General features: G+C 65.5%; 23 protein-coding genes. 16 read left to right on the top strand and 7 right to left on the bottom strand.

Annotated features, from left to right (window positions below; all coding sequences use genetic code 11):
- Positions 1-23 precede the first annotated feature (23 nt).
- From C4S71_RS09830 to C4S71_RS09815, 4 genes are all read right to left on the bottom strand, one after another.
- Positions 24-362, bottom strand: coding sequence for an AzlD domain-containing protein (locus C4S71_RS09830; RefSeq protein WP_103969032.1), 339 nt, complete (start codon positions 360-362; stop codon positions 24-26).
- Positions 355-1,101, bottom strand: a complete 747-nt coding sequence (locus C4S71_RS09825) for an AzlC family ABC transporter permease (protein ID WP_103969031.1) — start codon at positions 1,099-1,101, stop codon at positions 355-357. The genes C4S71_RS09830 and C4S71_RS09825 overlap by 8 nt, the downstream gene beginning before the upstream one ends.
- The gene (locus tag C4S71_RS09820; RefSeq protein WP_086510900.1) at positions 1,098-1,625 is read right to left on the bottom strand and encodes a helix-turn-helix domain-containing protein; all 528 of its coding nucleotides are present in this window, start codon (positions 1,623-1,625) and stop codon (positions 1,098-1,100) included. Before C4S71_RS09820 ends, C4S71_RS09825 begins: the two co-directional genes overlap by 4 nt.
- 154 nt (positions 1,626-1,779) lie before the next feature.
- Positions 1,780-3,459: a methyl-accepting chemotaxis protein gene (locus tag C4S71_RS09815; protein WP_103969030.1), complete on the bottom strand. Its 1,680-nt coding sequence runs from the start codon at positions 3,457-3,459 to the stop codon at positions 1,780-1,782.
- Between the two features lie 318 nt (positions 3,460-3,777).
- On the opposite strand from C4S71_RS09815, the gene C4S71_RS09810 reads away from it, so the two are divergent.
- Genes C4S71_RS09810 through C4S71_RS09800 form a run of 3 tightly spaced genes read left to right on the top strand, consistent with a single transcriptional unit; the run spans position 3,778 to position 9,228 of the window.
- On the top strand, positions 3,778-5,670 hold the full coding sequence (locus C4S71_RS09810) for a site-specific DNA-methyltransferase (RefSeq protein ID WP_103969029.1): 1,893 nt from the start codon (positions 3,778-3,780) through the stop codon (positions 5,668-5,670).
- Positions 5,670-6,374, top strand: coding sequence for a hypothetical protein (locus C4S71_RS09805; protein ID WP_086510903.1), 705 nt, complete (start codon positions 5,670-5,672; stop codon positions 6,372-6,374). Before C4S71_RS09810 ends, C4S71_RS09805 begins: the two co-directional genes overlap by 1 nt.
- Positions 6,358-9,228 carry a type III restriction-modification system endonuclease gene (locus C4S71_RS09800; RefSeq protein WP_103969028.1) on the top strand — a complete coding sequence of 957 codons (2,871 nt, stop codon included), beginning with the start codon at positions 6,358-6,360 and terminating at the stop codon, positions 9,226-9,228. The genes C4S71_RS09805 and C4S71_RS09800 overlap by 17 nt, the downstream gene beginning before the upstream one ends.
- Positions 9,229-9,306: 78 nt before the next feature.
- On the opposite strand, the gene C4S71_RS09795 is transcribed toward C4S71_RS09800, so the two are convergent.
- Positions 9,307-9,798 (bottom strand): YciE/YciF ferroxidase family protein, encoded by a 492-nt coding sequence (locus C4S71_RS09795; RefSeq protein ID WP_010629529.1) that lies wholly within the window; start codon positions 9,796-9,798, stop codon positions 9,307-9,309.
- Positions 9,799-10,027: 229 nt separating this feature from the next.
- Here C4S71_RS09795 and C4S71_RS09790 point away from each other — a divergent pair, with 229 nt between their 5' ends.
- Positions 10,028-11,518, top strand: coding sequence for an FAD-dependent oxidoreductase (locus C4S71_RS09790; protein WP_103969027.1), 1,491 nt, complete (start codon positions 10,028-10,030; stop codon positions 11,516-11,518).
- Positions 11,519-11,555: 37 nt separating this feature from the next.
- Here the strand turns inward: C4S71_RS09790 and C4S71_RS09785 are convergent, their stop codons facing one another.
- Positions 11,556-12,356 (bottom strand): cytochrome c oxidase assembly protein, encoded by an 801-nt coding sequence (locus C4S71_RS09785; protein WP_103969026.1) that lies wholly within the window; start codon positions 12,354-12,356, stop codon positions 11,556-11,558.
- A 3-nt stretch (positions 12,357-12,359) separates the two neighbouring features.
- Positions 12,360-12,827, bottom strand: coding sequence for a DUF2243 domain-containing protein (locus C4S71_RS09780; RefSeq protein ID WP_086510907.1), 468 nt, complete (start codon positions 12,825-12,827; stop codon positions 12,360-12,362).
- A 196-nt stretch (positions 12,828-13,023) separates the two neighbouring features.
- On the opposite strand from C4S71_RS09780, the gene C4S71_RS09775 reads away from it, so the two are divergent.
- The 12 genes from C4S71_RS09775 to manD all read left to right on the top strand — a co-directional run bounded on the left by C4S71_RS09775 (position 13,024) and on the right by manD (position 25,682).
- The gene (locus C4S71_RS09775; protein WP_103969025.1) at positions 13,024-13,590 is read left to right on the top strand and encodes an NnrU family protein; all 567 of its coding nucleotides are present in this window, start codon (positions 13,024-13,026) and stop codon (positions 13,588-13,590) included.
- 88 nt (positions 13,591-13,678) lie between these two features.
- Positions 13,679-14,758, top strand: a complete 1,080-nt coding sequence (locus tag C4S71_RS09770; protein ID WP_086510909.1) for an NAD(P)-dependent alcohol dehydrogenase — start codon at positions 13,679-13,681, stop codon at positions 14,756-14,758.
- Positions 14,759-14,926: 168 nt separating this feature from the next.
- Positions 14,927-16,042 carry a substrate-binding domain-containing protein gene (locus C4S71_RS09765; RefSeq protein ID WP_086510910.1) on the top strand — a complete coding sequence of 372 codons (1,116 nt, stop codon included), beginning with the start codon at positions 14,927-14,929 and terminating at the stop codon, positions 16,040-16,042.
- 204 nt (positions 16,043-16,246) lie between these two features.
- Positions 16,247-17,416: an ABC transporter ATP-binding protein gene (locus C4S71_RS09760; protein WP_086510911.1), complete on the top strand. Its 1,170-nt coding sequence runs from the start codon at positions 16,247-16,249 to the stop codon at positions 17,414-17,416.
- A complete protein-coding gene (locus C4S71_RS09755; protein ID WP_086510912.1) occupies positions 17,409-18,296 on the top strand; it encodes an ABC transporter permease in 888 nt (295 codons plus the stop codon). The genes C4S71_RS09760 and C4S71_RS09755 overlap by 8 nt, the downstream gene beginning before the upstream one ends.
- Complete coding sequence (locus C4S71_RS09750) at positions 18,293-19,099, top strand: ABC transporter permease (RefSeq protein WP_086510913.1); 807 nt, start codon at positions 18,293-18,295, stop codon at positions 19,097-19,099. The genes C4S71_RS09755 and C4S71_RS09750 overlap by 4 nt, the downstream gene beginning before the upstream one ends.
- A gap of 195 nt (positions 19,100-19,294) precedes the next feature.
- Positions 19,295-20,026, top strand: coding sequence for a GntR family transcriptional regulator (locus tag C4S71_RS09745; protein ID WP_086510914.1), 732 nt, complete (start codon positions 19,295-19,297; stop codon positions 20,024-20,026).
- Between the two features lie 105 nt (positions 20,027-20,131).
- Positions 20,132-21,091, top strand: a complete 960-nt coding sequence (locus C4S71_RS09740) for a C4-dicarboxylate TRAP transporter substrate-binding protein (RefSeq protein WP_103969024.1) — start codon at positions 20,132-20,134, stop codon at positions 21,089-21,091.
- Positions 21,092-21,188: 97 nt separating this feature from the next.
- Entirely contained in the window at positions 21,189-21,680 is a 492-nt protein-coding gene (locus C4S71_RS09735; protein WP_103969023.1) for a TRAP transporter small permease, read from the top strand.
- Positions 21,677-22,966, top strand: coding sequence for a TRAP transporter large permease (locus C4S71_RS09730; RefSeq protein ID WP_103969022.1), 1,290 nt, complete (start codon positions 21,677-21,679; stop codon positions 22,964-22,966). The genes C4S71_RS09735 and C4S71_RS09730 overlap by 4 nt, the downstream gene beginning before the upstream one ends.
- 31 nt (positions 22,967-22,997) lie before the next feature.
- A complete protein-coding gene (gene uxaC, locus C4S71_RS09725; protein WP_103969021.1) occupies positions 22,998-24,419 on the top strand; it encodes a glucuronate isomerase in 1,422 nt (473 codons plus the stop codon).
- Positions 24,420-24,470: 51 nt separating this feature from the next.
- Positions 24,471-25,682 carry a D-mannonate dehydratase ManD gene (gene manD / locus C4S71_RS09720; RefSeq protein ID WP_103969020.1) on the top strand — a complete coding sequence of 404 codons (1,212 nt, stop codon included), beginning with the start codon at positions 24,471-24,473 and terminating at the stop codon, positions 25,680-25,682.
- The last annotated feature ends 2 nt before the right edge of the window (positions 25,683-25,684 follow it).

Genomic DNA, 25,684 nt, shown 5'->3' with positions numbered 1-25,684 from the left:
CTAAATGAGAAGAGTAACAGCGCTCACCCGAGCAGCATCATCACCGCTCCATACGCCGCCACGCCCGCGGCCACCGGCCAGCCCAGGGTACGCTTGTACCACCACACGGCCAGGGTCGCCAGAACGCCGATGGCGGTGGCCAGCCAGGAGATGGCATCGGGGGTCACCGGCATCAACGACACGCCGAACAGGGCGGCGATCATCAGCGGGCCGAGTAGGCTCAGCCATTGGGGCATGGCCTCGAGGCGGTCGTCGCTGGCTTGCCGCGCGAGGCGGCGCTGCATCCACACCAGCGGCAGCAGGCGTATCAGCAGGGTGCCCGCCGCCGAGGCGAGCACGGCGATCCACAGGGCGTTACTCATGGCGCTCTCCTTGCGCGTCTTTTCTCTCCGCTGTGTGACCGAACTTGACGAGCTGGAAGCACAGCGCGCCGCAAACGGCGGCGAGGGGAATCGCCACGTTGGTCAGGCCGAGCAGCGTCAGCAGCAGGGCGCTGAGAATGGTCAGGCCCAGGGCCAGACTCCAGCGGCGGGAGGTGAAGCGCGGTGCCACCAGCACCAGGAAGAGCGCGGGCAGGGCGAAGGGCAGGATCTCGCCCATCATGGCCCAGCGCGCGACCAGCTCGCCGCCGACCAGGGCGCCCAGCGCCGTGCCGCCGATCCAGCTCAACCAGGCCAGCAGGGCGGCGCCGGTGTACCAGCCGAGGCGCTGGGCGGCGGGCAGTTGCGGCAGGCGGGCGTGGGCCAGGGCGAAGATCTGGTCGGTGAGGCCGTGCATCAACCAAGGCCACAGGCGGCTGGGTGTCAGCCAGGGGGCCAGGTTGGGGGCGTAGACCACATGGCGCAGGTTGATCAGCAGCGTCATGGCCACCACCAGCCACAGCGGCGCGCCGGCGGCGACCATGCCGACGAACAGGAACTGCGAGGCACCGGCATAGATCAGCGTCGAGATCGCTACGGCTTCCCAGGCGCTGAAGCCGGCCTGGGTGGCGATCAGCCCGAAGGAGATGGCCACCGGCACATAGCCGCCGAGCAGCGGGACGGCCTCGCTCATGCCGGTCAGGCAGGCACGGCTGGGTGAGGAGGCGGCTTGCAGGTTCATGAGCTCTGTTCCTCGTGATAGACGACGCTGAGCAGCAGCGTGGCCCAGCTATCTCCGGTGCGGTAAAGGTGGGGGCCGTCCGCGGCGAAGGTGAGGGACTCACCCGCCGAGAGCGTGCGGGTGTCGCCTTCCGGGCCGGCCTCCAGCGTACCGCTGATTAGGGTGAGCGTTTCACGGGCGCCGGGAGTATGAGGCTCGGCGCGGCGCAGGGTATGCGGTGCGCAGCGCATCCAGTAGGCATCGACCTGAGGGTGGTCCTTGCCCTGGTCGAGCAGGCGAACCTCCACGCCGTCCTCGCCCAGGGGCACGGCGATAGGCGCCACCAGCGTGCCGAAGGGCACCTTCAACTGCACCGCCAGGCGCCAGATGGTGTCCAGGGTGGGGTTGCCGTTGCCCTGCTCGAGGCGAGACAGGTTCGACTTGGCGATGCCGGCGGCGGCGGCCAGCTGCGACAGCGACAAGCCCTGCGCCTGACGCAGGGTCTGCAGATGCTGGCCCAGGGTGCCGAGGGAGAGCTTGTCCAAGCGGATGGCCTCAGATTGTTCCTTTTAACGAACGTTCTATAAAAGGAACGGATATCTGTCAACCTCATCGTGCAGCCAAGCCACAAAAAGATGTCGCGGCTCATCCGAGCCGCGACAAGCGTCACGTACTGCTATTCGAGCCTCTATTCGGACTTCAGGCCGTTGCCCATCCGGTCTGGTCCGTCAGCCTCGGCACATCGCTCGCATGGCCGGCTGGCAGGGCCGCCGCGGTATCCGCCGGCTCCTGAGCCATGTCAGCCAGCTTGAACCTGGCGACGGCTTCGTCGAGGCGTTGCGCTTCGGCCTGCAGCTGGCTGGCGGCCAGGCTGGCCTGCTGGACCAGAGCGGCGTTCTGCTGGGTAGTGTGATCCATGTCGCCGACCGCGGTGTTGACCTCGCCGATGCCACTGCGCTGCTCGTTGGAGGCCACGGCGATCTCGTTCATCAGTTCGTTCACGCGCTGCACCGAGGCCATGATCGAGGCCATGGTGCTGCTGGCGCTGTCGGCCTGCTGGGTGCCGGCTTCGACCTGACGCACGGAGGTCTCGATCAGCTGACGAATCTCGGTGGCGGCGTCGGCGCTGCGGGTGGCGAGCTGGCGCACTTCGCTGGCCACCACGGCAAAGCCGCGGCCGTGTTCGCCGGCTCGGGCCGCTTCCACCGAGGCGTTGAGGGCCAGGATGTTGGTCTGGAAGGCGATGGAGTCGATCAGGCCGATGATCTCCGTGACCTGCTGGGAGCTGTCGCGGATCTCCTGCATCCGTGTGACCACGTTGGCCACCACCTCGCCACCCTGCTGGGCCCGCTCGGCCGCCTCACGCGCCATGTCGCTGGCCAGCGAGGCGTTTTCGCTGTTGCGCTCCATGGTGGAGGTCATCTCCTCCATGCTCGAGGCGGTTTCGGTCAGCGAGGCGGACTGGCGCTCGGTACGGGCTGCCAGGTCGCGGTTGCCGCTGGCGATCTCACGTGAGTTGGCGAGAATCTCCGCGCTGCTGTCGCGCACCGTGGCGACGGTGGCCGAGAGGCCCTGCTGCATGGTGGCCAGCGCCGTGAAGAGCTTGCCGATCTCGTTCCTGCCGTGGGATTCGACTGGCGAAGAGAGGTCGCCGCTGGCCATGCGCTGGAAGTGCTGCACGATGCGGTCCAGCGGCCGGATCAGGTTGGCGCTCACCCCGCGGTAGACGATGCCGATCACCACCAGGGCGACGAGTAAGACGAAGACGATCACCCGCTGGGCGGTCGTTACCACCGAGCCGAAGTTCTCCGCCCGCGCAGCCCCTTCGGCCTCCACCCGATGGAAGAAGCCGACGGCGGCCTGATAGAAGCTGGCGTTCTCCGCGGCGGCCCGCTCGCGCAGCGCCTGGTAAGTGGCCAGATCGCCCCCGGCGAGCGCTTCGGCTTGCGGCCTCAGGCTGTTCTCCAGCAGGGCGTTGAAGCTGGCTTCGATGGGGCCCATCAGCTCCGCATGCTCGGCTCGTACCGGCAGTTCGAGAAAGAGCTCGAAGATACCGGCCATCTCGTCGAGCTGTGCGCTGAGATGCTGAGCTTGGGCCTGGATATCGGCGTCATGGGCGGTATCGAAAGTGCTGCTGGAGCGCTCGAGCAGTCCTTCGTAAACCTCGGCCATGTCGATGCGGGTGCTCAGCAGTACCGAGTTGGCCCGGTTGAGCGCGGCCTGCTGGGTGACGTTCACCGCGCTGAAGGTATCGAAGCTGCGCTGGCTGTGGTTGACCGCATAGAGCCCCATGGCACTCAAGGCGATCAGCAGGGAGAGAAAGGCGAGCAGGACCAGCGTCCAGCTCATTTTGACGGAAAGGTGGCTCAGGCTTTTCACGGTTGTCTCCTGGCGGCCCCGGGGCAGGGCTCGAATTGCATCGCGATGAAACGAGGGGCTCGGCCGCGACTAGTGTCTACAGTATCTAAAAAAATTGTATACAGGAAATGTTTTCCATAATTGAATCGGCCTCTTTCCCGGCGACTCGGCCCTGCCCCCGGCCGGCAACGCTGGTAGTATGTTGGCGGCGTGCCGATGAGGGCCGCTGCTTCCGCAACGACGCTGGCCAGTGGGTCGCAAGGCCGCAGGCGACCGAGCATCGCGGGGCCGAGGCGGTGGCGGGGCAGAGACCGATGGCGTATCTGGACTGGGCATGAAATGAGCATCGAAAAACTCAAGACGAAGACCGACGACCTGTCGCTCGAGCTGGCGCGCACGATCGCGGAGCTGGTGCCGGACGTGCTCACGGAAACGCGAGATCGGGATGGTCGCCTTCAGCAGACGATCGACTTCTCTCTGCTGCGCCAGGCGCTGGGTGACGCGGCAGCCGACGAGCAGCAGGAGCGCTATCAGCTCGACTGGCCGGGCAAGCGCGCCGCGCTGCGCGAAGCGAATGCCCCGATCCGCATGGCACTGCGCCCCGCGGAGCGCGAAAGCGTCGACTTCGCCCACACCCGCAATCTGTTCATCGAGGGCGACAACCTCGATGCCCTGAAGCTGCTCCGCGAGAGCTATTTGGGTCAGGTCGACGTCATCTACATCGACCCGCCCTACAATACCGGCAGCGACCTGATCTACAACGACCGCTTCATCACGGCCAAGGACGAGTACCTGGTGAGAAGCGGCCAGGTGGACGAGGCGGGCGGCAGGCTGGTCGCCAACCTGCAGAGCAACGGCCGCTTTCACTCCGACTGGCTGTCGATGATGTACCCGCGGCTGCGCCTGGCGCGCCAGCTGCTCGCCGAAAGCGGCATCCTCTTCATCTCCATCGACGACAACGAGCGCGCCAACCTCGAGAAGCTGTGCGAGGAGATCTTCGGTGGCGGCAACTTCCTCGGCTGCTTCGTCTGGAAGCGCCGCAGCGGCGCCATGGATGCCGTCACCAATCTGAGTGAAGACCACGAATACGTGCTGGTGTACGCCAAGGCGAAGGCGACACTGAAGGGCGTGGAGCGCACCTTCGAGAAGTACGCCAACCCCGACGACGACCCGCGGGGGCCGTGGATCTCGGACAACCTGAGCGCCGGCAAGCCGGGCGGCGACACCCATTACGCCATTCGCGACCCCGCCACCGGTAACGAGTTCTGGCCGCCCAAGGGGCGCTACTGGCCCTACAGCCGTACGACCATGGCCCAGAAGATCGCCGAAGGCCGCGTGATCTTCCCCAAGCAGGCCACCGGCACCCCCATGCTGAAGCGGTTCGCCGCGGAGGCGATGAAGCCGACCATTCCTGTCTCCTCGTGGATCGAGCGGCCCGGCGCCGGCAACGGCCAGAGCACTCTGGTCTCGCCGATGAACAGCGCCGCCACCCGGGCGCTCAAGGAACTGCTGGGCGAGAAGTTGTTCTCGTTCCCCAAGCCGGTGGATCTGATCAAGGCCCTGATCGAGCAGGGTGGTTCCCGCGATGCCCTGGTGCTGGACTTCTTCGCCGGCTCCGCCACCACCGCCCAGGCGGTGATGGAGTGCAACGCCAGCGACGGCGGCAACCGCCGTTACATCCTGGTGCAGCTGCCGGAGGCGCTCGACGAGCGCTCCGAGGCGGCCAAGCGCGGCTTTTACACCATCGCCGAGCTGTCCCGGGAGCGCATACGGCGAGCGGCGGCCAAGGTGCTGGAAGGGCCGTGCCATGACGAGTGGCGCCGCGACGTGGGCTTTCGCGTGCTGAAGGTGGACAGCACCAACATGAAGGAGCTGCGGCAACGCCCGGAGGCGCTCGCTCAGGGCGACCTGCTCGACGCCGTGGACAGCGTCAAACCCGGCCGCAGCGCCGAGGACCTGCTGTTCCAGGTGCTGGTGGACTGGGGGCTGGACCTGACGCTGCCCATCGCCAGAGCGCAGGTGCAGGGCAAGACGCTGTACCGCGTGGCGGACGATGCGCTGCTGGCCTGCTTCGACCTGGAGATAACGGAAGCCCTGATTGAGGAGCTGGCGGGCTACAAGCCGCGCAGGCTGGTACTGCGCGACAGCGCCTTCGATTCCGATGCCATGCGTATCAACGTGGAGCAGCAGCTGCGGCAGTTTTCTCCCGCCACGGAGCTGAGAGTGCTCTGATGCCCGTCGTGACCGAGATCCGCTACGACGCCAAGGCCGGGCGATACCGCCTCTTCGTCGACGGCGCCTACTGTACCAGCGTCAGGCAGCGCACCTTTCCCGCGCTGGGCATCGAGCTGGGCCAGCGGATCGACTGCGACGAGATCAAGCGTCGGGAGGCGTTTCACTGGAAGCACGCCTACGGCGAAGCGGCCTGGAAGAAGGAGAAGGTGCGCATCGCGCGGGTGAAGACGATCATCGAGGCGCGCTTCTCGGGCCTCGAGGTACTGGTGGAAGGCTTCGGCGCCGACTCCAACGACTTCATTCCCGAGCACCCGAAGGAGCCGGGCAAGCCCGATCTGAGCATTCGCGGCAAGCAGTCGGGGCAGACCTACTGCGCCCTGGAAGTGTCGGGCACCGAGGTGAGAAGAGGGGCGGACTACTGGGTCAGGCCCGACAAGCTGAGCTATGCCCAGCACCACCCGGAGCAGCACGTCTGGATCTGCCTGCACTACGCCCGCCCCAGCGAAAAGCTGGTGTTCATCCGGCCCGACCCGAACCAGTGCTACCAGCCCGTGCCGGTTCGGGTGGGCAAGGCCATCGAACATTACGTGCTGTTCGACGACGACTCCCGCGAGACCGGAAGCCTGGAAGATTTCTACGCCTTCCTTCTCTCACAGCGACCCGAGCACCTCCTGGCGAGCCGACATGAAGATCCGATTTAAAGTTCAGCCCTATCAGACCAGCGCCGTCGAGGCCGTGGTCGACTGCTTCGCCGGTCAACCCCGGGTCGATGAGCGGTTGCCCGGCTTCGAGCTGGGGCGTGGGGCTCGCTCACCGGCCTTCGACGAGGTCGTCGCCAATGCCGACTTCGCCATCGACGAGGCGCGCCTTCTGGCGAACGTGCAAGCGGTGGCGCGGCGCCAGAACCTGCCCGTGCCGTCGTCGCTCACCGATTTCACCACCCTGGATGCCAAGGGCGAGATCGTCCCCGTCAAGCCGGCCTACCGGCGCGATGCCCTGGCGGCCACCGGGGTGCACCTCGATGTCGAGATGGAAACCGGCACCGGCAAGACCTACTGCTACATCAAGACGATATTCGAGCTGAACAAGCGCTATGGCTGGTCCAAATTCATCGTCATGGTGCCCACCATCGCCATTCGCGAAGGGGTGGCCAAGTCGCTGGAGATCACCGCCGAACATTTCGCCGAGAGCTACGGCAAGAGGGCACGCTGCTTCGTCTACAACTCGAAGCTGCTGCACGAACTGGAGAGTTTCTCGTCGGACGCCGGCATCAACGTCATGGTCATGAACATCCAGGCGTTCAATGCGCGGGGCAAGGACAACCGCCGCATCTACGACGAGCTGGACGACTTCCAGTCGCGCAAGCCCATCGACGTGATCGCCGCCAACCGACCGATCCTGATTCTCGACGAGCCGCAGAAGATGGAAGGGGCGGCCACCCTGGAGGCGCTGCCGCAGTTCAAGCCGTTGATGATTCTGCGCTATTCGGCTACCCACCGAACCCGCTACAACCGGGTTTTCCGCCTCGATGCGCTAGATGCCTACCAGCAGAAACTGGTCAAGAAGATCGCCGTGCGTGGCATTCAGACCCGTGGCTTGGCGGGCACCCACGCCTATCTCTATCTCGAGGGCATCGAGGTCACCAGGTCGGCCCCGGTGGCGCGCATCGAGCTGGAGATGCTCCAGGAATCGGGCGCCATCGTGCGCAAGCTGCGGCGGCTGGCGCTGGGTGACGATCTGTTCGCGGCCTCTGGGGGGCTCGAACAGTATCGCGACGGCTTCACCATCAGCGAGATCGACTGTCATCGCGACACGGTCGAGTTCACCAACGGCCTGGTGGTGAAGGCCGGTGAGGCGCGGGGAGACGTCGCCGAGAGCGACATCCGCCGCATCCAGATTCGCGAGACCATCAAGGCGCACCTGGACAAGGAGAAGCAGCTCTTCGCCCAGGGTATCAAGGTGCTCTCGCTGTTCTTCATCGACGAGGTGGCGAAATACCGCGACTACGCCCGGGCCGACGAAAAGGGCGAGTACGCGCGCATCTTCGAAGAGGAGTACGCGCAGCTCAAGGACGAGTATCTCGCTGAGCTGGCCCTGGACAACACTGCCTATCGCCACTACCTGGCAGGCGTCGAGGTCGCCGCCACCCACAGCGGCTACTTCGCCATCGACAGGAAAACCCGCCGGCTGAAGGATCCCGCCGTCGGGGCGCGCAGCGTCGAATCCGACGACGTGGAAGCCTACGACCTGATCCTCAAGGACAAGGAGCGTCTGCTGTCGCTGACCGAGCCCACGCGGTTCATCTTCTCCCATTCGGCGCTGCGGGAGGGGTGGGACAACCCCAACGTCTTCGTCATGTGCATGCTCAAGCACAGCGACAACAGCATCTCCCGCCGTCAGGAAGTCGGCCGCGGCCTGCGCCTCTGCGTCGACCAGCAGGGCGAGCGGATCGACGCGCCGGCGGTGGTGCACGAGATCAACGTGCTCACCGTGGTCGCCAGCGAGAGCTATCAGGATTTCGTTACCGGATTGCAGCGGGAGATCGCCGATACCCTCACGGGGCGCCCCTGCGAGTTCGTCGAGGCGCAGCTGCCCAGGGTCGAGGATGGGCGCAAGCCGAAAGCCAATCCACTCAATGCCAACTTCGACACGGCGGAATTCCAGGCGCTGTGGCGGCGCATCGGGCGTCAGGCGGTCTATCGCGTCGAGTTCGACTCCGACGCCCTGATCCGCCAGTGCGCCGAGGCCCTCGACCGTCAGCTGCGGGTCACTTCCTTGCAGTACGGCGTGCGGCGGGGCGTTCAGCGGGACGACCTCAGCGACGAGACGCTGCGCCAGGGGGAAGGCTTCTCACTGATGGAGAGTGTGACGGAGTGGGCGCAGGCCGCGCCCGCCCAGGTCAGCTACGACCTGCTCGGCAGGCTGGCCGAGCGCGCTCGGCTCACGCGCCGAACCGTGGCCGGCATTCTGCAGCGGATTGCTCCCGCCGTCTTCGAGCAGTATCGGCTCAATCCCGAGCACTTCATCGCCGAGGCGGCGCGCCTGATTCACGAGCAGAAGGCGGCGATCACCGTCCGCCACCTCACCTATGCCGCCGTGGATGAACGCTATGACATGGGGATTTTCACCGCTGCCCAGAGCGGGCAGGACTTCTCCCGTGCCACGCCCCGGCTGAACAAGCACGTCTACGACTACGCCATCGTCGACTCCGAGGTGGAGCGCAGATTCGTCCAGGCGCTGGAGGCCAGCGCGGACGTGACGGTCTATGCCAAGCTTCCGCGCGGCTATCGCATCCCCACCCCGATGGGTGACTACAACCCCGACTGGGCGATCTGCTTGCGGGAAGGCAGCGGTGCCCATCGCCATGTCGTGGTCGAAACCAAGGGCAGCCCATCGCTGACGGCGCTGCGTGACATCGAGCGGGCAAAGGTCGAGTGCGCCCGGAAATTCTTCGATGCCATCGGCAGCGACAGCGACGAGGGTGAGCTCAGCTATCTGGTGGTGTCGGACTTCGATGAATTGATGGATGCGGTGAAACAGTTGGAGAGGGCGTGACGCCATCCAGCGGGGGCGCCAGATAAAAAAACCGGCCGGTATCGCCGCCGGCCGGTTCCCTTTCGCCTAGCGGCGTGCTCAGCCAGCCTTTCTGTTGATGTTCTGCTTGGCCAGTTTGCTCAGCTTGTCGTCGGTCGATTTCTCTTCCTTGAGCGTCTCGGCCAGGATCTCCTTGGCTTTGGTATGGCCCAGTTGCTCGGCCAGTTCGCACAGGGTGCCGTAGGCGGCAATCTCGAAGTGCTCCACCTTCTGGGCCGCGGCGATCAGGCCGGCATCGCGCACGGGGCCCTTCTCAGTGGAGTCGATCAGCTCTTCCCCTTCCTGAATCAGGCTCTCCATGGCATGGCTCTTGAGGCGCTTGATGCGGATATCGGGAATGGAGTCGGCGGCCTGCTCGAGACGCTCCAGTTGGCCCTGGGTCTCCTCGAGGTGGTGCTGAAAGGCTTCGACCAGCTTCTCGTCATCGGCGGCGCGGGCCATTTTCGGTAGCGCGCGGGTCATCTGCTTTTCGGCGCTGTTGGTTTCCGAAAGCAGGCGCATGAACAGTTCCTGTGCATCCTTGATCATCATGAGGCTCCTCCTCTGGATCGTTTCCGTGGCCGTCTTCCTTCACGGCCTTTCTAACGTAGCAGGTACGCAGACAAGGCTTTATTTCCATTCGGCGACGATATGTGAGGGTGTGCAAACCGGCCGATGGCCAGGCACGTCTTCGCCTCGGGCAGGTAGAACCCTTAGCGCTATTACGCCGGGGCTTCTATAACTGAGGGCAGAGTGCGAGTTGTCCACGAAAGGAGTCGTTATGGATGCGATATGGACGCTGGGAAGCCGCAACGTGGCCGAACACCCGCCGCTTGCCGGAGATATCGAGGTGGATGTCGTCATCGTCGGAGCCGGTATCACCGGGCTGACGACGGCGCAGGCGCTGGTCGAAGCCGGCCAGCGCGTCATGGTGCTGGAAGCGGGCAGGGTGGGAGCCGGTGTGACCGGCGGTTCCACCGGCAACCTGTATGCCACGCTGGCCTCCGGGCAGGCCGCGCTGCGGCGCAAGTGGGGCGATCAGGTCTCGGCCGACGTGGTACGGGCCCGCGCGGAGGCCCTCGATCACATCGAGGCGCTGGTCGAGCGCTACGCCATCGACTGCCAATTCCAGCGTCAGCCGGCCTACCGGCTGCTGACCGAGGATCGTCAGCATACCCAGCACAACCTGAACGACGAACTCGATGCGCTGGTCAGTGCCGGGCTGGATGCCGAAATGAGCGGCGGCCCCGGGCTGCCGTTCGATAGCTGGGGGCTGCGCATCGCCAACCAGGCCCAGTTCAACCCGCTGCATTATCTCCAGGGACTGGCCAATCGCCTCATCGGCGAAGGCGTGTTGATTCATCAGCACAGCCCGGTTCGCGAGATCGATGCCGGCAAGGGCCTGGTCAGGACCGAAGCGGCCAACGTCACCGCGAGGCAGATCGTGCAGGCCACCCACACCCCCAAAGGCATCAGCCTGGTTCAGGCCGGCATGCTGGTATACCGCGAATATGCGGTATGCGCCAAGCTGAGGAGCGGTGACTATCCCGAAGGCATCATCTGGCTGCTCGACCCGTTCCACTCGCTGCGTAGCTATCGCCATGGCGACGAGCAATACCTGCTGGTGATCGGCGAGAAGCACAAGACCGGCGAGCATCAGGGCGATCACTACCAGTTGCTGCGCGAGTACCTGCAGAGCCGGTTCGATATCGAGGCGTTCACTCATCAATGGTCGGCCCAGCAGTACGGCTCGCCCGATGGGCTGCCCTACATCGGGCGCATGCACGGCAGCGACAATCTCTACATGGCCACCGGCTTCGGTGCCGACGGCCTGATCTGGGGCACGCTGGCCGGCAGGATCATTGCCGATCGGATCCAGGGCAACGACAACCCCTGGCAGGCCCGCTTCGGCGCGCGTCGCATCACGCCGGGCAAATCGGCGCTGCAGTACGCCAAGGAGAACGTCACCGTCACCAAGCACATGCTCAAGGACTACCTGGGTACCGAGAAGCTGGCGGATTTCAGCGAGGTCAAGGCGGGAGAGGGGCGGGTGGCGACCGTCGACGGAGAGAAACTCGCCATCCACCGCAGTACGACCGGTGAACTCAAGGTGCTCTCGGCGATCTGCCCGCACATGAAATGCATCGTGCACTGGAATGCCGCCGAGGCCACCTGGGATTGCCCCTGTCACGGCAGCCGCTTCGATACCGACGGCGAGGTGATCGAAGGGCCAGCCTTCAGGCCGCTGGAGACAGTACAAGAGCAGCGCTGAGCTTTCGAGGAGTCTCCGCTCATTGCAGCGTCTTCGATCATCGCAGCGGAGCAGGCAGTAGGGCCTCGCGCCGCTCGACCGGGGTACGCAGCCACATGATCAGCAGGGCCACGGCCAGCAGCACCTCGGCCAGGTCGCCGCCGTAGTACATCATCTGCGCGGCGGCCTGGATCTCCGCCACGCTGTGGTCGGTGCCGCGTGGCCAGTGATAGCCGTACATCAGCTTGCCGAGCAGTGCGTGGGCGGCCATGGAGAGGAACAGCACCCCCAGACGAAAGCGCAGGCTCAGCCGGTGAGGCGAGGCGTCGGGTCCCGCCAGGATGGCCCAGCAGAACAGGTAGCCCGCCACCAGGAAGTGCAGGTGTACCCAGTAATGCAGGAAGGCGTTGTGCAGCGAGAGGGCATACAGCGGTGTGAGGTAGAGCAGGTACATGCCGCCAATGTTGAGCAGCAGGGCGCTCAGCGGGTGCGATACGACTCGCACCGGCCCGCTACTGAGGCACCCGGCGACACGGCGCGAAGCCGCCTGAGGCAGTGAGCGCAGCAGCAGCGTCACGGGAGACGCCAGCACCCAGGCCAGCGGGGCCAGCATGCCCATCACCAGATGCAGCGCCATGTGGCCGTTCAGATCATGGTGCGCCCAGGCCATCACGGGCGGCGCCACCGCCTGGGCGAGCAGGGCGCTGCCCAGTAGGAAGAAGGCGCTGCGCCAGCGGTTCCAGCCGTTGCCTCGCTGGCGCTGTCGCCTGGCGGCCAGCAGGTAGGCCAGGGTGATCAACCCGACCAGGGCGAGCGGTAGCCATGCCAGCAGCGTGATCTCGTCGGTATGCGCATGCATGGCTCAGCGCTCCAGCCGTCTGGCTCGTCGATAGAGCCACATGCCTACCAGCAGCAACGCCAGGGCGGAGAGGTTCCAGATCAGGTCGTAGTAGAACAGATCGACCCCGTAGCGAATCTGGTGGATGCGCAGCAGCTTGTGGCTGACGATGCCGTCGAAGAGCTGAAAGCCACCCATGCCGAGGAAAAAGCCGGCCCAGGCCCAATGCGTCGCCAGCCTGCGCCGCTGTGCCAGGTCGATCAGCAGAGAGGCCCCGATCACGATGGCGAGCAGCTCCGCTGCATGCAGCAGGCCATCGGAGACGATGCCGACGGTCGGCGTGGCGTGGTCGAAGAAGTGGTGCCACTGCAGCAACTGGTGGAAGACGATTTCGTCGATGCCGGCCATGACGCCAGCTCCGACCAGTGCGGCAGACCACAGCGAGCGGCGAGCGCCCCTCTCCTTGGGCGAGTGGAAAGACGGGGTCGTCATGGGCATCCTTGCGCTTGATGGCTTCTCTCAAGGTAGGTCAGCCCGGCCGCGGTGCAAGCGGGCGGCGGCGTTCACGGCAGACTTCTCTGCCTGGGAAAGTTGGTGTAACCCATCAGTATGGTTAAGCTGCATCATGTTTCATTGTCGGTAGCCGTAAGGCTCGCCGCCCCAATACGCTTTGCACAGGAAGCTACCCATGCTCGTGATGATCCTTGGCCTCGTGATTTTTCTCGGTGCCCACTCCGTTCGTATCTTTGCCGAGGACTGGCGCAGCGAGCAGATTCGCCGCCTGGGGGAGATGCGCTGGAAGGCGCTGTTCTCGGTCGTCTCCATCGTCGGTCTGGCGCTGGCGATCTGGGGGTTCGGGCGCATGCGGCTCGACCCCATCTGGGTGTGGTTTCCGCCGGTGGGCCTGCGGCATGCCGTGGCGCTGCTGATGATCCCCGCCTTCATCCTGCTGGTGGCGGCCTACGTGCCCAACAACCACATCAAGGCCAAGCTGGGGCACCCCATGGTGCTGGCGGTGAAGGTGTGGGCCTTGTCTCACCTGCTGGCCAACGGCCGCCTCGGCGACATCATCTTCTTCGGCGCCTTTCTGCTGTGGGCGGTACTCGACTTCCGTGCCGCCAGGCGCCGTCAGCCGGCGCCTGCGGTGACGCCGCGCCCCGTCGGCACTGCCATCACCGTGGTCGGCGGGGTGATTGCCTACTACCTGTTTGCCTTCCACCTGCACGTATGGGTGACCGGCGTGCCCGTCATGTAGTCAGCATTGATTTATATCAAGGCGGCATGCTCGTCCGTGGTCGAAGCTAGGGAGACTATCTACCTACTCCACGACCAGAGAGACAACCATGCCTGCCATGATGAAAGCTGCCATCTTCGTCGAGCCCGGCCGCATCGAGATCGACGACAAGCCGATACCCGACATCGGGCCCAATGACGCCCTGATTCGCGTCACCACCACCACGATCTGCGGTACCGACGTGCACATCCTCAAGGGCGAGTACCCGGTCGCGCGCGGGCTCACCATCGGGCATGAGCCGGTGGGTGTGATCGAGAAGCTGGGGGCCAACGTGAGGGGGTATCAGGAGGGGCAGCGGGTCATCGCCGGCGCCATCTGTCCCAGCTTCACTTCCTACGCCTGCCAGGACGGCTGCTGCGCCCAGGACGGCGGCCACCATGCCCACGGCTACAAGCCGATGGGCGGCTGGCGCTTCGGCAATACCATCGACGGCGCCCAGGCGGAGTATCTGCTGGTGCCGGACGCCCAGGCCAACCTCGCCCCGGTGCCCGATGGACTGACCGACGAGCAGGTGCTGATGTGTCCCGACATCATGTCGACCGGCTTTGCCGGTGCCGAGTCTGCGGGCATCAAGATCGGCGACAGCGTGGCGGTGTTCGCCCAAGGCCCCATCGGGCTGTGCGCCACGGCCGGTGCGAGGCTTCGCGGCGCCGGGCTGATCATCGCCGTGGATGGGGTCGATGAACGCCTGGCCATGGCGCGGCAGATGGGCGCGGACGTGACCCTGGACTTCCGCAAGGTCGACGTGGTCGAGGAGATCCTGCGCATCACCGGCGGGCGCGGCGTGGATGCTTCCATCGAGGCGCTGGGGCTGCAATCCACCTTCGAAGCCGCGCTACGGGTGGTCAAGCCGGGCGGCACCCTGTCGAGCCTGGGCGTCTATTCGAGCGATCTCACCATTCCGTTGGGCGCCTTCTGTGCCGGCCTGGGAGATCACAAGATCGTCACCTCGCTCTGCCCCGGCGGCAAGGAGCGTATGCGGCGGCTGATGCAGGTGATCGAAACCGGGCGCATCGACCTCGGCCCGATGGTCACGCACCGCTATGCGTTGGCGGACATCGTCGAGGCCTACGACCTGTTCTCGCATCAGCGCGATGGCGTCTTGAAGGTGGCGATACAAGCAAGCTGAATAGCGTTGAAACGGCATACGCTCTTTTCTGCACAGGCTGCTACTCTTCGTTACATGGGATTGAACGGTCATTCAATGTTCATCCTCTCGTCATGAAGTCACGCGATAAGGGGCGGGGGCAGAACCCCGCCTTTGTCACCTGTGCAAGTTCCTCATGGAGAGCTCGTCATGTCGTTCACTCGCCGCCGTTTCCTCAAAGGCACCCTGGCTGCCGGCGCGGTTGCCACCGTCCCTTCGTTCTACATCAACAAGGTGTTGGCTCAGGAGCAGACCCTGCGCATCTATGCCTGGGCGGGCTACTTCACCGATGAGATGCTGGCCGACTTCACCGAGAAGACCGGCATTCGCGCCACCTTCACTCCGTACGGTACCAACGACGAGCTGATGAACTCGCTGCGGGCCACCGACGGCACCGGCTTCGACGTGATCATGCCCACCGTGGACCGGGTACCGGGCTACCTGGACTACGACCTGGTGCAGCCGCTGGACGAGTCGCGCATCAACTGGTCCGGGGCGCTCGACAGCGCCATCGAGGGGTCCAGAGTCGGCGGCGTGGTCGACGGCAAGCGTTACTTCGCGCCCAGCGACTGGGGTACCGAGGCGATCACTTGGCATCGTCGCTACGCTGACATCGACCGCGCCAACCTCAGCTATGCCGACCTGTGGAACCCCGAGCACGGCCAGGGGGTGACGGTGCGTGGCCACTCAGCGCTGGTGGGCATCGGCCTGTGGCTGGAGCGTGAGGGCCGGCTGCCTTATCCGCTGCTCGACTCCTACCGGAGCGAGGAGGCCATGCGCGCCAACTTCGACGTGATCCTCGAGGAGGCGGTCAAGCACAAGCAGATGCTGGTGCAGTTCTGGAACACCGAGAACGAAGCCCAGGCGGCCTTCCGCACCAACGGCGCCGTCATCGGTCAGACCTGGGACTCCACCGCCTTCCGCCTGCAGCAGGAGGGCGAGGACATCGCCTACGGTGCGCCCAAGGAAGGTGCCCTGGCGTGGATGGAGGGCTTCGTGATCCCCAAGAACGCCCAGAATCCGGACGCCGTCTACGAACTGATCAACTGGTACTACACGCCGGAGGCGGGGGCCATGTTCGTCAAGGCCACCGGCTACAACTCCACCTCCAAGGGCGCCACCGAGCTGCTGCCCGAGGAAACGCGCCAGTTCTTCACCGACTCCTATACCGATGAGGACCTGGCCAACCTGTGGTGGTGGCCGATCCAGGAGCCGTGGTACGTGGCGCTGCGCAATGAGTACCAGGATCGCTATTTGAGCGCTTGAAGGGGTATGAAAGTGGCTGCGCTCGGCCATACGTCGTTAAAAATCAGCTTAAGATGCTCATTTACTACAGTAAACTCCGCTCTTTCGCTGATTTTTGCCTAGTCTGGCCATTGCTCGCCGACTTTCCGCAAGTAGCTCTGAAAGGCGGCTTCGATGTTTGAGGCCGCTTCTCGCATTATTGGAACAAGAATAGGCAGTCATTGAATGGACGGTAGCGTCAGACTGGACGAGGTGGTGATGCGCTTCGGCGATTTCACCGCCATCGAGAAGACCTCGCTTGCGATAGGTTCAGGCGAATTTTTCAGCTTTCTCGGCCCCTCGGGCTGCGGCAAGACCACCCTGCTCAACATCGTCAGCGGGTTTCTCGTACCCAGCGAAGGGCAGGTCTACATCGGCGACGAGCCCATGGCCGGGGTGCCGGTGAATCGCCGGCCCACGGCGATGATCTTTCAGAACCTGGCGCTCTTCCCCCTGATGACCGTGTTCGAGAACATCGAGTTCGGCCTCGAGGTGCGCGGGGTCGACAAGCGCAAGCGGCGTGAGGTGTCCGAGCGTCTGCTGGCGCTGGTGGCGCTGGAAGGCAGCGGCCCGAAGATGGTGACCGAGCTTTCCGGCGGGCAGAAGCAGCGCGTGGCCATCGCTCGTGCCCTGGCGGTGGAGCCCCGGGTGCTACTGCTCGACGAGCCGCTCTCGGCGCTCGACCTCAAGCTGCGTCAGCACATGCGCACCGAACTCAAGGCGATCCAGCGCAAGACCGGCATCACCTTCATCTACATCACCCACGACCAGGGCGAGGCGCTGAACATGTCCGACCGGGTGGCGGTGATGTCCGCCGGGCGCATTCAGCAGGTCGCCGACCCCATGACGCTCTATCGCCAGCCCGCCACCGGCTTCGTGGCTGCCTTCGTCGGCGAGAACAACCGCCTCCAGGCGCGGGTGATCGATTGCGAAGGCGAGCGGGTGCGCCTCGATGGCGGTGCCCTGGGCGAGCTGGCGGGGCGGGCGAGCGGTAGCGCGCGCCTGAGCAACGGCGAGGCGGCGGTGCTGTTCGTGCGCCCCGAGCATCTGCGTCCGGTGGAGCCCCAGGCCTCGGGGCCGAAGCTCGAGGGCGAGATCGAGGCGGTGCACTTTGAGGGCGCCTGGGTGATGCTCGAGACGCGCCTGGTCGCCTCGGGCGAGAAGCTGCGCGTGCAGCTCGGTCATGAGCTGTCGCGCAGCCAGGCCGATACCCTCTCGGTGGGCCAGCGGCTCGTCTTCGGCTTCGACCCGGCCGATGCCGTGGTGCTGCCCGACGACGGCAGCCCGGTGGTGGACGAGGAGACCGGCGAGGTGGTGGAAGGGCGCCCGGCGGCTGCGGGGGGTGCCCATGTTTAGGCAACTGCGGGCCCGCTTCGGTGGGCCGCTGGCGATGGCCATCGTCACTCTGCTGGGCATCTGGCTGATCGTGATGGTGACCCTGCCGCAGCTGCAGATGATCGAGTACTCGCTGCGGCCCAATCTGCTGCCGGCGCAGATCGGTGGGCCGGACGACCGTCTCACCCTGGCCAACTACGCCACCCTGTTCAACAACGACATCCACCGCACCATCTTCTTCAAGACCATCTGGTCGAGCGTGCTGGTCACGCTGCTGACGCTGGCGGTGAGCTATCCGCTGGCCTGGTACCTGGCCAAGGTGGCGACCCCGCGGCAGGCGGCGCTGTGCATCCTGCTGCTGATCATTCCATTCTGGATCAACGAGATCCTGCGCACCTACTCGTGGTTCATCATCCTGGCGTTTCGCGGCCCGCTCAACGAGGTGCTGATGATGCTGGGACTGATCGATCGACCCATCCGCTTCCTCAGCGGCAACGGCGGGGTGATGGTGGGCATGGTCTACGCCTATATCCTGTTCATGGTGTTCCCGGTCTACAACGCCATCGAGAGCCTCGACGACAACCAGGTGCGTGCCGCCCGGGATCTCGGTGCCGGCACCGTGCGTACTCATCGCCGTATCGTCATTCCCCACGCCAAGCCGGGCATCGCCACCGGTTGCATCATGACCTTCATGCTGGCGGCGGGCAGCTACGCGGTGCCGGCGCTGCTCGGCTCGCCGGGCAGCCGCTGGTTCACCCAGATCATCTACAACTGGTTCTTCGAGGGCGGCAACTGGAACCAGGGCGCGGCCTACGCCTTCCTGCTGCTGGTGCTGTGTATCGGCTTCATGTCGTTGATCATGAAAGTGTTTAAAGTGGGTCTGGGGGATATAGGAAAATGAGTTCGCAACGCTTCCTCGCCTTCGGCCTGCGCTTCTACGTGGTGATCTTCTTCATCTACCTGTTCCTGCCGCTGATCATCATGGCGGCAGCCACTTTCAACGACAGCCGCTTCCCCACGGTGACGCCCTGGGACGGCACCACGCTGCGCTGGTTCGGCGAGCTGGCCGCCGACCGCGGCATGTGGCAGGCGCTGCGCAACAGCCTGATCGTGGCCGCCGGGGTGCTGGTCGTGGCGGTGCCCATCGGCATCGCCACGGCGCTGTTCCTCAATACCGTGACCAGTCGTGCCAAGCCGTTCCTGTACGCCCTGATCCTCTCGCCGCTACTCACGCCCGGTGTGATCATCGGCATCTCCACACTGATCTTCTGGCGTCAGTTCGGCGTCAGCGGCGGCATCTTCCTCACCGTGCTGGGTCAGGCCACCTTCATTGCCGCCTACGTGATGCTGATGGTCACCGCCCGCTTGCAGCGCTTCGACCGCACCATGGAGCGCGCGGCGCTGGACCTCGGCGCCAGCCAGTGGCAGATGTTCCGGCGCATCCTGCTGCCGTACCTCAAGCCGGCGCTCTACTCGGCGGCGGTGATCGCCTTCCTGCAATCCTTCGAGAACTACAACACCACGCTGTTCGTGGTGGGTTACGACACCACCCTGACGGTCTACATCGCCTCCAAGGTGCGCACCGGTTTGACGCCGGCGGTCAACGCTCTGGGGCTGATCCTGATTCTGGTGACGGTACTGTTTGCTGCCATCTACGAGCTCAAGCGGCGGCGCGAGGCGGCACGCGCAGTGCAAGGGGTGTAACGGGTTGACTAACAGGGGCGGCCGTAAGGCCGCCCCTGTCCTCGTGTAACGCTTCCTCGTTTTCTCATCGAACGTCGAATTTCCGGACTCGACCAAAGTCTAGTCGGGCGAGCCTTTCTGTTTTCTAGACTAACTACCATACTAGTTGTGTCAGGTGGCGGCAGCGCCTCTTCGCATGCGATTCGGGATAGATACATGAACAAGACCCTACAAACGCTATGGCAGGAGACCCGCGAGAGCGACTCGGTCCGCCAGCGGCTCTATCAGGTACTGCGCCAGTCGATCATCCGTATGGTGCTGGAGCCCGGCCAGGCGCTCTCCGAGAAGGAGCTCGCCGATGCCTTTTCCGTCAGTCGTCAGCCGGTGCGGGAAGCCTTCATCCGGCTCTCCGAGGCGGGGCTGGTGGAAGTGCGCCCACAGCGAGGTACCTATGTGGTGCGAATCTCGCGCCAGGCCGTGCTGGAAGCGCGCTTTCTTCGTGAGGCGGTGGAAGTGGCAATCGCCCGGGCGGCGGCCGAGAAGGGGCTGGCGCCCCCGGTGCTGAGGGAGCTGAACGAGCTGATCGAGCGCCAGCGTGGCTGCATCGAACCCGCCGACCACGACCGCTTCTACCTGCTTGATGAAGCCTTTCACCGCACCATGGCGCTGGAGGTAGGCAACACCATGGCGTGGCGAGTGATCGAGGACGTCAAGGCGCAGTTGGACCGGGTGCGTTACCTGAGCATCCCGGACTCGACGCCCATCGCCAAGCTCACCGATCAGCACCAGGCCGTGGTAACGGCCATTGCCGCACGCCAACCGGAGCAGGCCGCCCAGGCCATGGCCATACACCAGCGCGAAATCCTGCTCTCCCTGCCGGAGCTGGAGCGGCGTTTCCCGACGATGTTCGAGGCGAGCACCGTCTCGGCCACCCTGGCCGAAGCCTGAACCAGGCATGGGACGCCGCAGCGCCATCATGGCCGGCGCTGCGGCGTTCGAACTCGGCCGTTGCAGTGGCCAATCCACAGTAATAACAAGACTCAGGAGCCCGTCATGAAAGTCCAGATCCTCGTTCCCGCGCTGGCACTGCTGCTGGCCGGCAATGCCGCCCAGGCGGCCTACCAGCTCAATCTCTCTTCCGCACTCAGTTCCCAGGACCCCATCGTGCAGGCCATGGAGAGTGCCAGTGAGGCGATTGCAGAGCGCTCGGAAGGCGAGCTGACCGTGCGCGTCTTCCCCAACAGCCAGCTCGGTTCCGACGAGGACGTGGTCGAGCAGATCCGCAGCGGCGCCAACATCGCCATTCTGATCGATGCCGGCCGACTCTCCGAGTACCAGCCGGAGTTGGGCATTCTCAGCGCGCCCTACCTGGTCGAAGACCATGCCGACTACGACCGGATTACCTCGTCCGAGCTCTACCAGGAGTGGGTCGAAGGGCTGGCCGTCAACAGCGGCCTGCGCCTGCTCAACTACAACTGGTTCCAGGGCTCGCGTCACATGCTGACCAAGAAGCTCGTGGAAACGCCCGATGACCTGCGTGGTGTGCGTGTGCGCACCATCAACTCGCCGGTGTGGCTGCGTACCATCGAGTCGATGGGCGCCACGCCCACGCCGCTGCCCTGGTCGGAGGTCTACTCCGCGCTGCAACTGGGGGCAATCGACGGCGCCGAGGCGCAGCTCACCGCTGCCGAGGGCCAGAATCTGCATGAGGTGATCACCCACATTGCGCTGACCGGCCATATCCACCTGATGACCGGCATCGCCACCTCCGAGCAGTGGTATCAGTCGCTGCCGGAGGAGTTGCGCACCATTCTCGACGAGGAACTGCAGCGCGCGGGCGAGGAGGCCAGCCAGGCCACCGCCGCAGCCCAGGACGCCGTGCGCGAGCGCATGGAGGCGGAGGGGGTGACCTTCACCGAGGTGGACGTCGAGCTGTTCCGCGAGCGCGTCGGCGGCGTCTACGACGAACTCGGTTACGGCCAGTATCGCGACCAGTTGACCGCGGGAGAGTGAGCCTGAAGGCCCTTGTCGCCTCGGCGGCAGGGGCCGGTCGACTCGCACGCATTCCATGGCACCGGCCGGAGGCGCTCCGGCACCGAGGATCTTCGACATGTGGTACTGGTACGACCGACTCGAGGCCTGGCTCGCCGTTGTGCTGCTGGGCGCGACGTCCCTGACGCTGCTGGCGAGCTCCACGGCGCGGGCCATCGGCCAGCCCTTCGCCGGCGGCGCCGAGCTGGCCCAACTGCTGTTCATCTGGACCGCCGTGCTGGGCGCCGACATCACCCTGCGCCACGGCGGCCAGGTGCGCATCGACGCCCTGGCGATCCGCCTGCCGCTGCCCTTGCAGCGCCTGGTCACCGGGCTGTGCCTGGTGCTGATGCTGGGCTTTCTGGCTCTGCTGGTGCGCTACGGCTTCCCCCTGGCGTTTTCCAACTGGCAGCGCCCGATGGGTGTGGCCGGACTGAGCTACGGCTACATCACCCTGGCGCTGCCGGTGGGGGCCAGCCTGATGATCGTCTCCCTGCTGCGCCGCGTGGCGGCCAAGGGCATCGTGATGAGCCTGGCGCCGGACACCGAGATCGTGGAGAAACACTCATGACCGCCGCGCTGCTGCTGGGCCTGGGGTTGGTGCTGATGGCCATCGGCATGCCCGTGGCTTTCGCCATCGGCATTGCCGGGTTCACCTACTTCTTCCTGCCCGACACCTTCCTGCCGACCAACATCGGCGTGCAGCGCATCGTCTCGGCGACCCAGTCGTTCCCGCTGCTGGCGGTGCCGCTGTTCATCTTCATCGGCCACCTGATGAACGCCAGCGGCATCACCCCGCGCCTGATCCGGCTCTCCACGCTGCTGGCCGGCTGGATGAGTGGCGGCCTGGCCCAGGCCAGTATCGTGCTCAGCACGCTGATGGGCGGGGTGTCGGGCTCGGCGGTGGCCGACGCCGCCATGCAGTCGCGGGTGCTGGGGAAGGGCATGATCCAGCAGGGCTACACCCCTGGCTTCTCCGGTGCGGTGCTGGCCATCGGCGGGCTGATCACTGCCACCATTCCGCCGAGCATCGGGCTGATCCTCTACGGCTATCTCGGCGAGGTCTCCATCGGCAGGCTGTTCATCGCCGGCGTGGTGCCCGGCTTCCTGTCGATGGTGGCACTGATGGTGACGACCTTCTTCGTCGCCAAGCGCCGCGGCTATGCGCCGGTGCGCGAAACGCTGCCGTCGGGTCGCGAGGTGCTCGCCGCCGCGCGCAGCAGCATCTGGGCGCTGCTGTTCCCGGTGTGGCTGCTGGTGGGCATCCGCTATGGCCTGTTCACCCCCACCGAGGCGGGCGCCTTCGCCGTGGCCTATGCGCTGCTGGTGGGCTGCGTGATCCACCGCGAGATGGGCCTGCGCGAGATCCTCGCGGCGATGCACGCCAGCGTGCGCGACATCGGCATGATCATGCTGATCATCATGTTCTCGGGAATCATCGGCTACGTGGTCTCCTTCGAGCGGGTGCCGCAGACCATCGCCGAGCTGACCCTGGGTGTCTTCTCCAGTCCCACTACGCTGCTGCTCACGCTCGCCGTGCTGCTGGTGCTGCTCGGCATGCTGCTCGAGGCCACCGTGGTGGTGATGCTGCTGACGCCGATCCTGGTGCCGGTGATCAAGGCCGCCGGCATCGATCCGGTGCACTTCGGCCTGCTGATGATGACCCTGGTGACCTTCGGCGGCATGACGCCACCGGTGGGCATCTCGATGTACACCGTGTGCGGCATCCTGCGCTGCTCCTTCTTCGACTACAGCCGCGAGCTGCTGCCCTTCGCCCTGGCGGTGTTCGCGGTGGTACTCGGCATCATCTTCTTCCCCGACATCGTGCTGTTCCTGCCCAACTGGCTGATGGGCTGAGCATGAACCAGCGATAACTATGGAGGGTTCAATGGCCTTCACCGACAAGATCACCTTCATGGGGCCGGACTTCCTGCTCGAGAACGAGCCGGCGCGTCGGCTCTACCACGAGCATGCCGCCGCCATGCCGATCTGCGACTACCACTCGCACCTGAGCCCGCAAGAGATCGCCGGCGACATGCGCTTCGACAATCTCACCGAGCTGTGGCTCAAGGGCGACCATTACAAGTGGCGGGCGATGCGCATCGCCGGCATCGAGGAGCGGCGCATTACCGGCGAGGCGAGCGACCGCGAGCGCTTCCAGGCCTGGGCCGAAACGGTGCCGCACTGCCTCGGCAACCCGCTCTACCACTGGACCCACCTGGAGCTGCGCCATCCGCTGGGCATCGAGAACATGCTGCTCTCGCCGGCCACCGCCGAGGAGATCTGGGCGACCGCACGCGAGCGCCTGGCCACGCCGCAGCTGAGCGCACAGGGAATTCTCGAGCGCTTCGCCGTGCGCACCGTCTGCACCACCGACGATCCGGTGGACGATCTCGCGCTGCACCGGCGCCATGTCGAAAGCGGGGCGTCGCCTGCCATGCTGCCGACCTTCCGCGCCGACACCGTGCTCAAGATCGAGCAGGCCGGTTTCGTCGACTATCTCGGCGAGCTGGAGCGCGCCAGCGGGGTGACTATTCGCGGCTACGACGACCTGCTGGCGGCTCTCTACCAGCGCCTCGAGCACTTCGCCGCCCACGGCTGCTGTCTCTCCGACCACAGCCTGGAGAAGCCGGCGTTCGTCGCGCCGCCGAGCACGGCCGAGCTCGACCGGCTGATCGAGCGCCGCCGTCAGGGCAGAGCGCTCGGCAGCGACGAGAGCGCTTCCTTCACCACCGCGGTGCTGCTGTGGCTGGGGCGCGAGTACGCCCGCCGCGGCTGGGTGATGCAGCTGCACCTGGGCGCGCTGCGCAGCCTGAGCCAGCGTGGCCTGGCCGAGATCGGTGCCAACAGTGGTTTCGATGCGATAGGGGACGTGACCTACGCCGAGCCGCTGGCGGCGATTCTCGATGCGCTGGACCGCGAGCGGGCGCTGCCTCGCACCGTGGTCTACAACCTCAACCCCCGCGACAACGAGATGCTGGCGAGCCTGGTCGGCTCGTTCGCCAGCGACGGCATCCCCGGAAAGCTGCAGTTCGGCGCCGCCTGGTGGTTCAACGACCAGCGCGACGGCATCGAACGCCAGCTCGTCACGCAGATGAACTTCGGCCTGCTGCGCCACTTCGTCGGCATGCTCACCGATTCGCGCAGCCTGCTGTCGTTCTCCCGTCACGACTACTTCCGCCGCATCTTCTGCCAGATGCTCGGCGCGCAGATCCAGCGCGGCGAGCTGCCGGACGATCTCGACCGTATCGGCGAGCTGGTGCGGGCGGTGTGCTACGACAACGTGCAGCGTTATCTCTTCGAGCGATGAGCCGAGCCCCTGATGCCAAGCCCTTATCCCCATGACTGCGACGGAACACTCATGAAAATCAGCGACGCCTATGTGATCGTCACCTCGCCGGGGCGCAACTTCGTCACCCTCAAGATCGTCACCGAGTCGGGCACCTACGGCATCGGCGACGCCACCCTGAATGGCCGTGAGATGGCGGTGGTGGCCTACCTCGAGGAGCACGTGATTCCCGCCCTGATCGGGCGCGACGCCAGCCGTATCGAGGACATCTGGCACTACCTCTACCGCGGCGCCTACTGGCGCCGGGGGCCGGTGACCATGGCGGCGGTGTCGGCGGTGGACCTGGCGCTGTGGGACATCAAGGCCAAGGCAGCGGGCATGCCGCTGTACCAGTTGCTCGGCGGCAAGAGCCGCGAGCGGGTGATGACCTATGCCCACTGCACCGGCAAGGACATCGAGGGCTGCCTGGCCGAGGTGGAAAAGCACGTCAAGCTCGGCTATCGCGCCGTGCGCGTGCAGGCCGGCGTGCCCGGCATCCCGACGATCTACGGTGTCGCCAAGCGCGAGGGCGAGCGCTACGAGCCGGCGGATTCCGACTTGCCCGCCGAACACGTGTGGAGCACCGAGAAGTACCTCAACCACGTGCCCAAGCTGTTCGCCGCGGTGCGCGAGCGCTTCGGCGAGGAGCTGCACGTGCTGCACGACGTGCACCACCGGCTCACCCCCATCGAGGCGGCGCGGCTGGGCAAGGCGGTGGAGCCCTACCACCTGTTCTGGCTCGAGGACTGCGTACCGGCCGAGAACCAGGAGAGCTTCCGCCTGATTCGCCAGCACACCACCACGCCGCTGGCGGTAGGGGAGGTGTTCAACTCGATCCACGACTACCGCGAGCTGCTCGAGAACCAGTGGATCGACTACGTGCGCACGCCGCTCTCTCACGGTGGCGGCATCACTCACGTGCGGCGCATCGCCGACCTGGCCGCGCTCTATCACGTGCGCACCGGTTTCCACGGGCCGACGGACCTGTCGCCGGTGTGCCTGGGCGCGGCGGTGCACTTCGACACCTGGGTGCCCAACTTCGGCATTCAGGAGCACATGCCCCATACCGCGGAGACCGACGCCGTGTTCCCCCACGACTACCGCTTCGAGGACGGTCACTTCCTGGTCGGCGAGGCGCCGGGGCACGGCGTCGACATCGACGAGACCCTGGCCAAGCAGTACCCCTACAAGCGCGCCAGCCTGCCGGTCAACCGGCTGGAAGACGGCACGCTGTGGCACTGGTGAGG

The organism is Billgrantia desiderata (genome assembly GCF_900108215.1).
Taxonomy (GTDB): Bacteria; Pseudomonadota; Gammaproteobacteria; order Pseudomonadales; family Halomonadaceae; genus Halomonas; species Halomonas desiderata.
The sequence above is the reverse complement of the archived record's forward strand: the minus strand, read 5'-3'. Positions and strand labels throughout refer to the sequence as shown.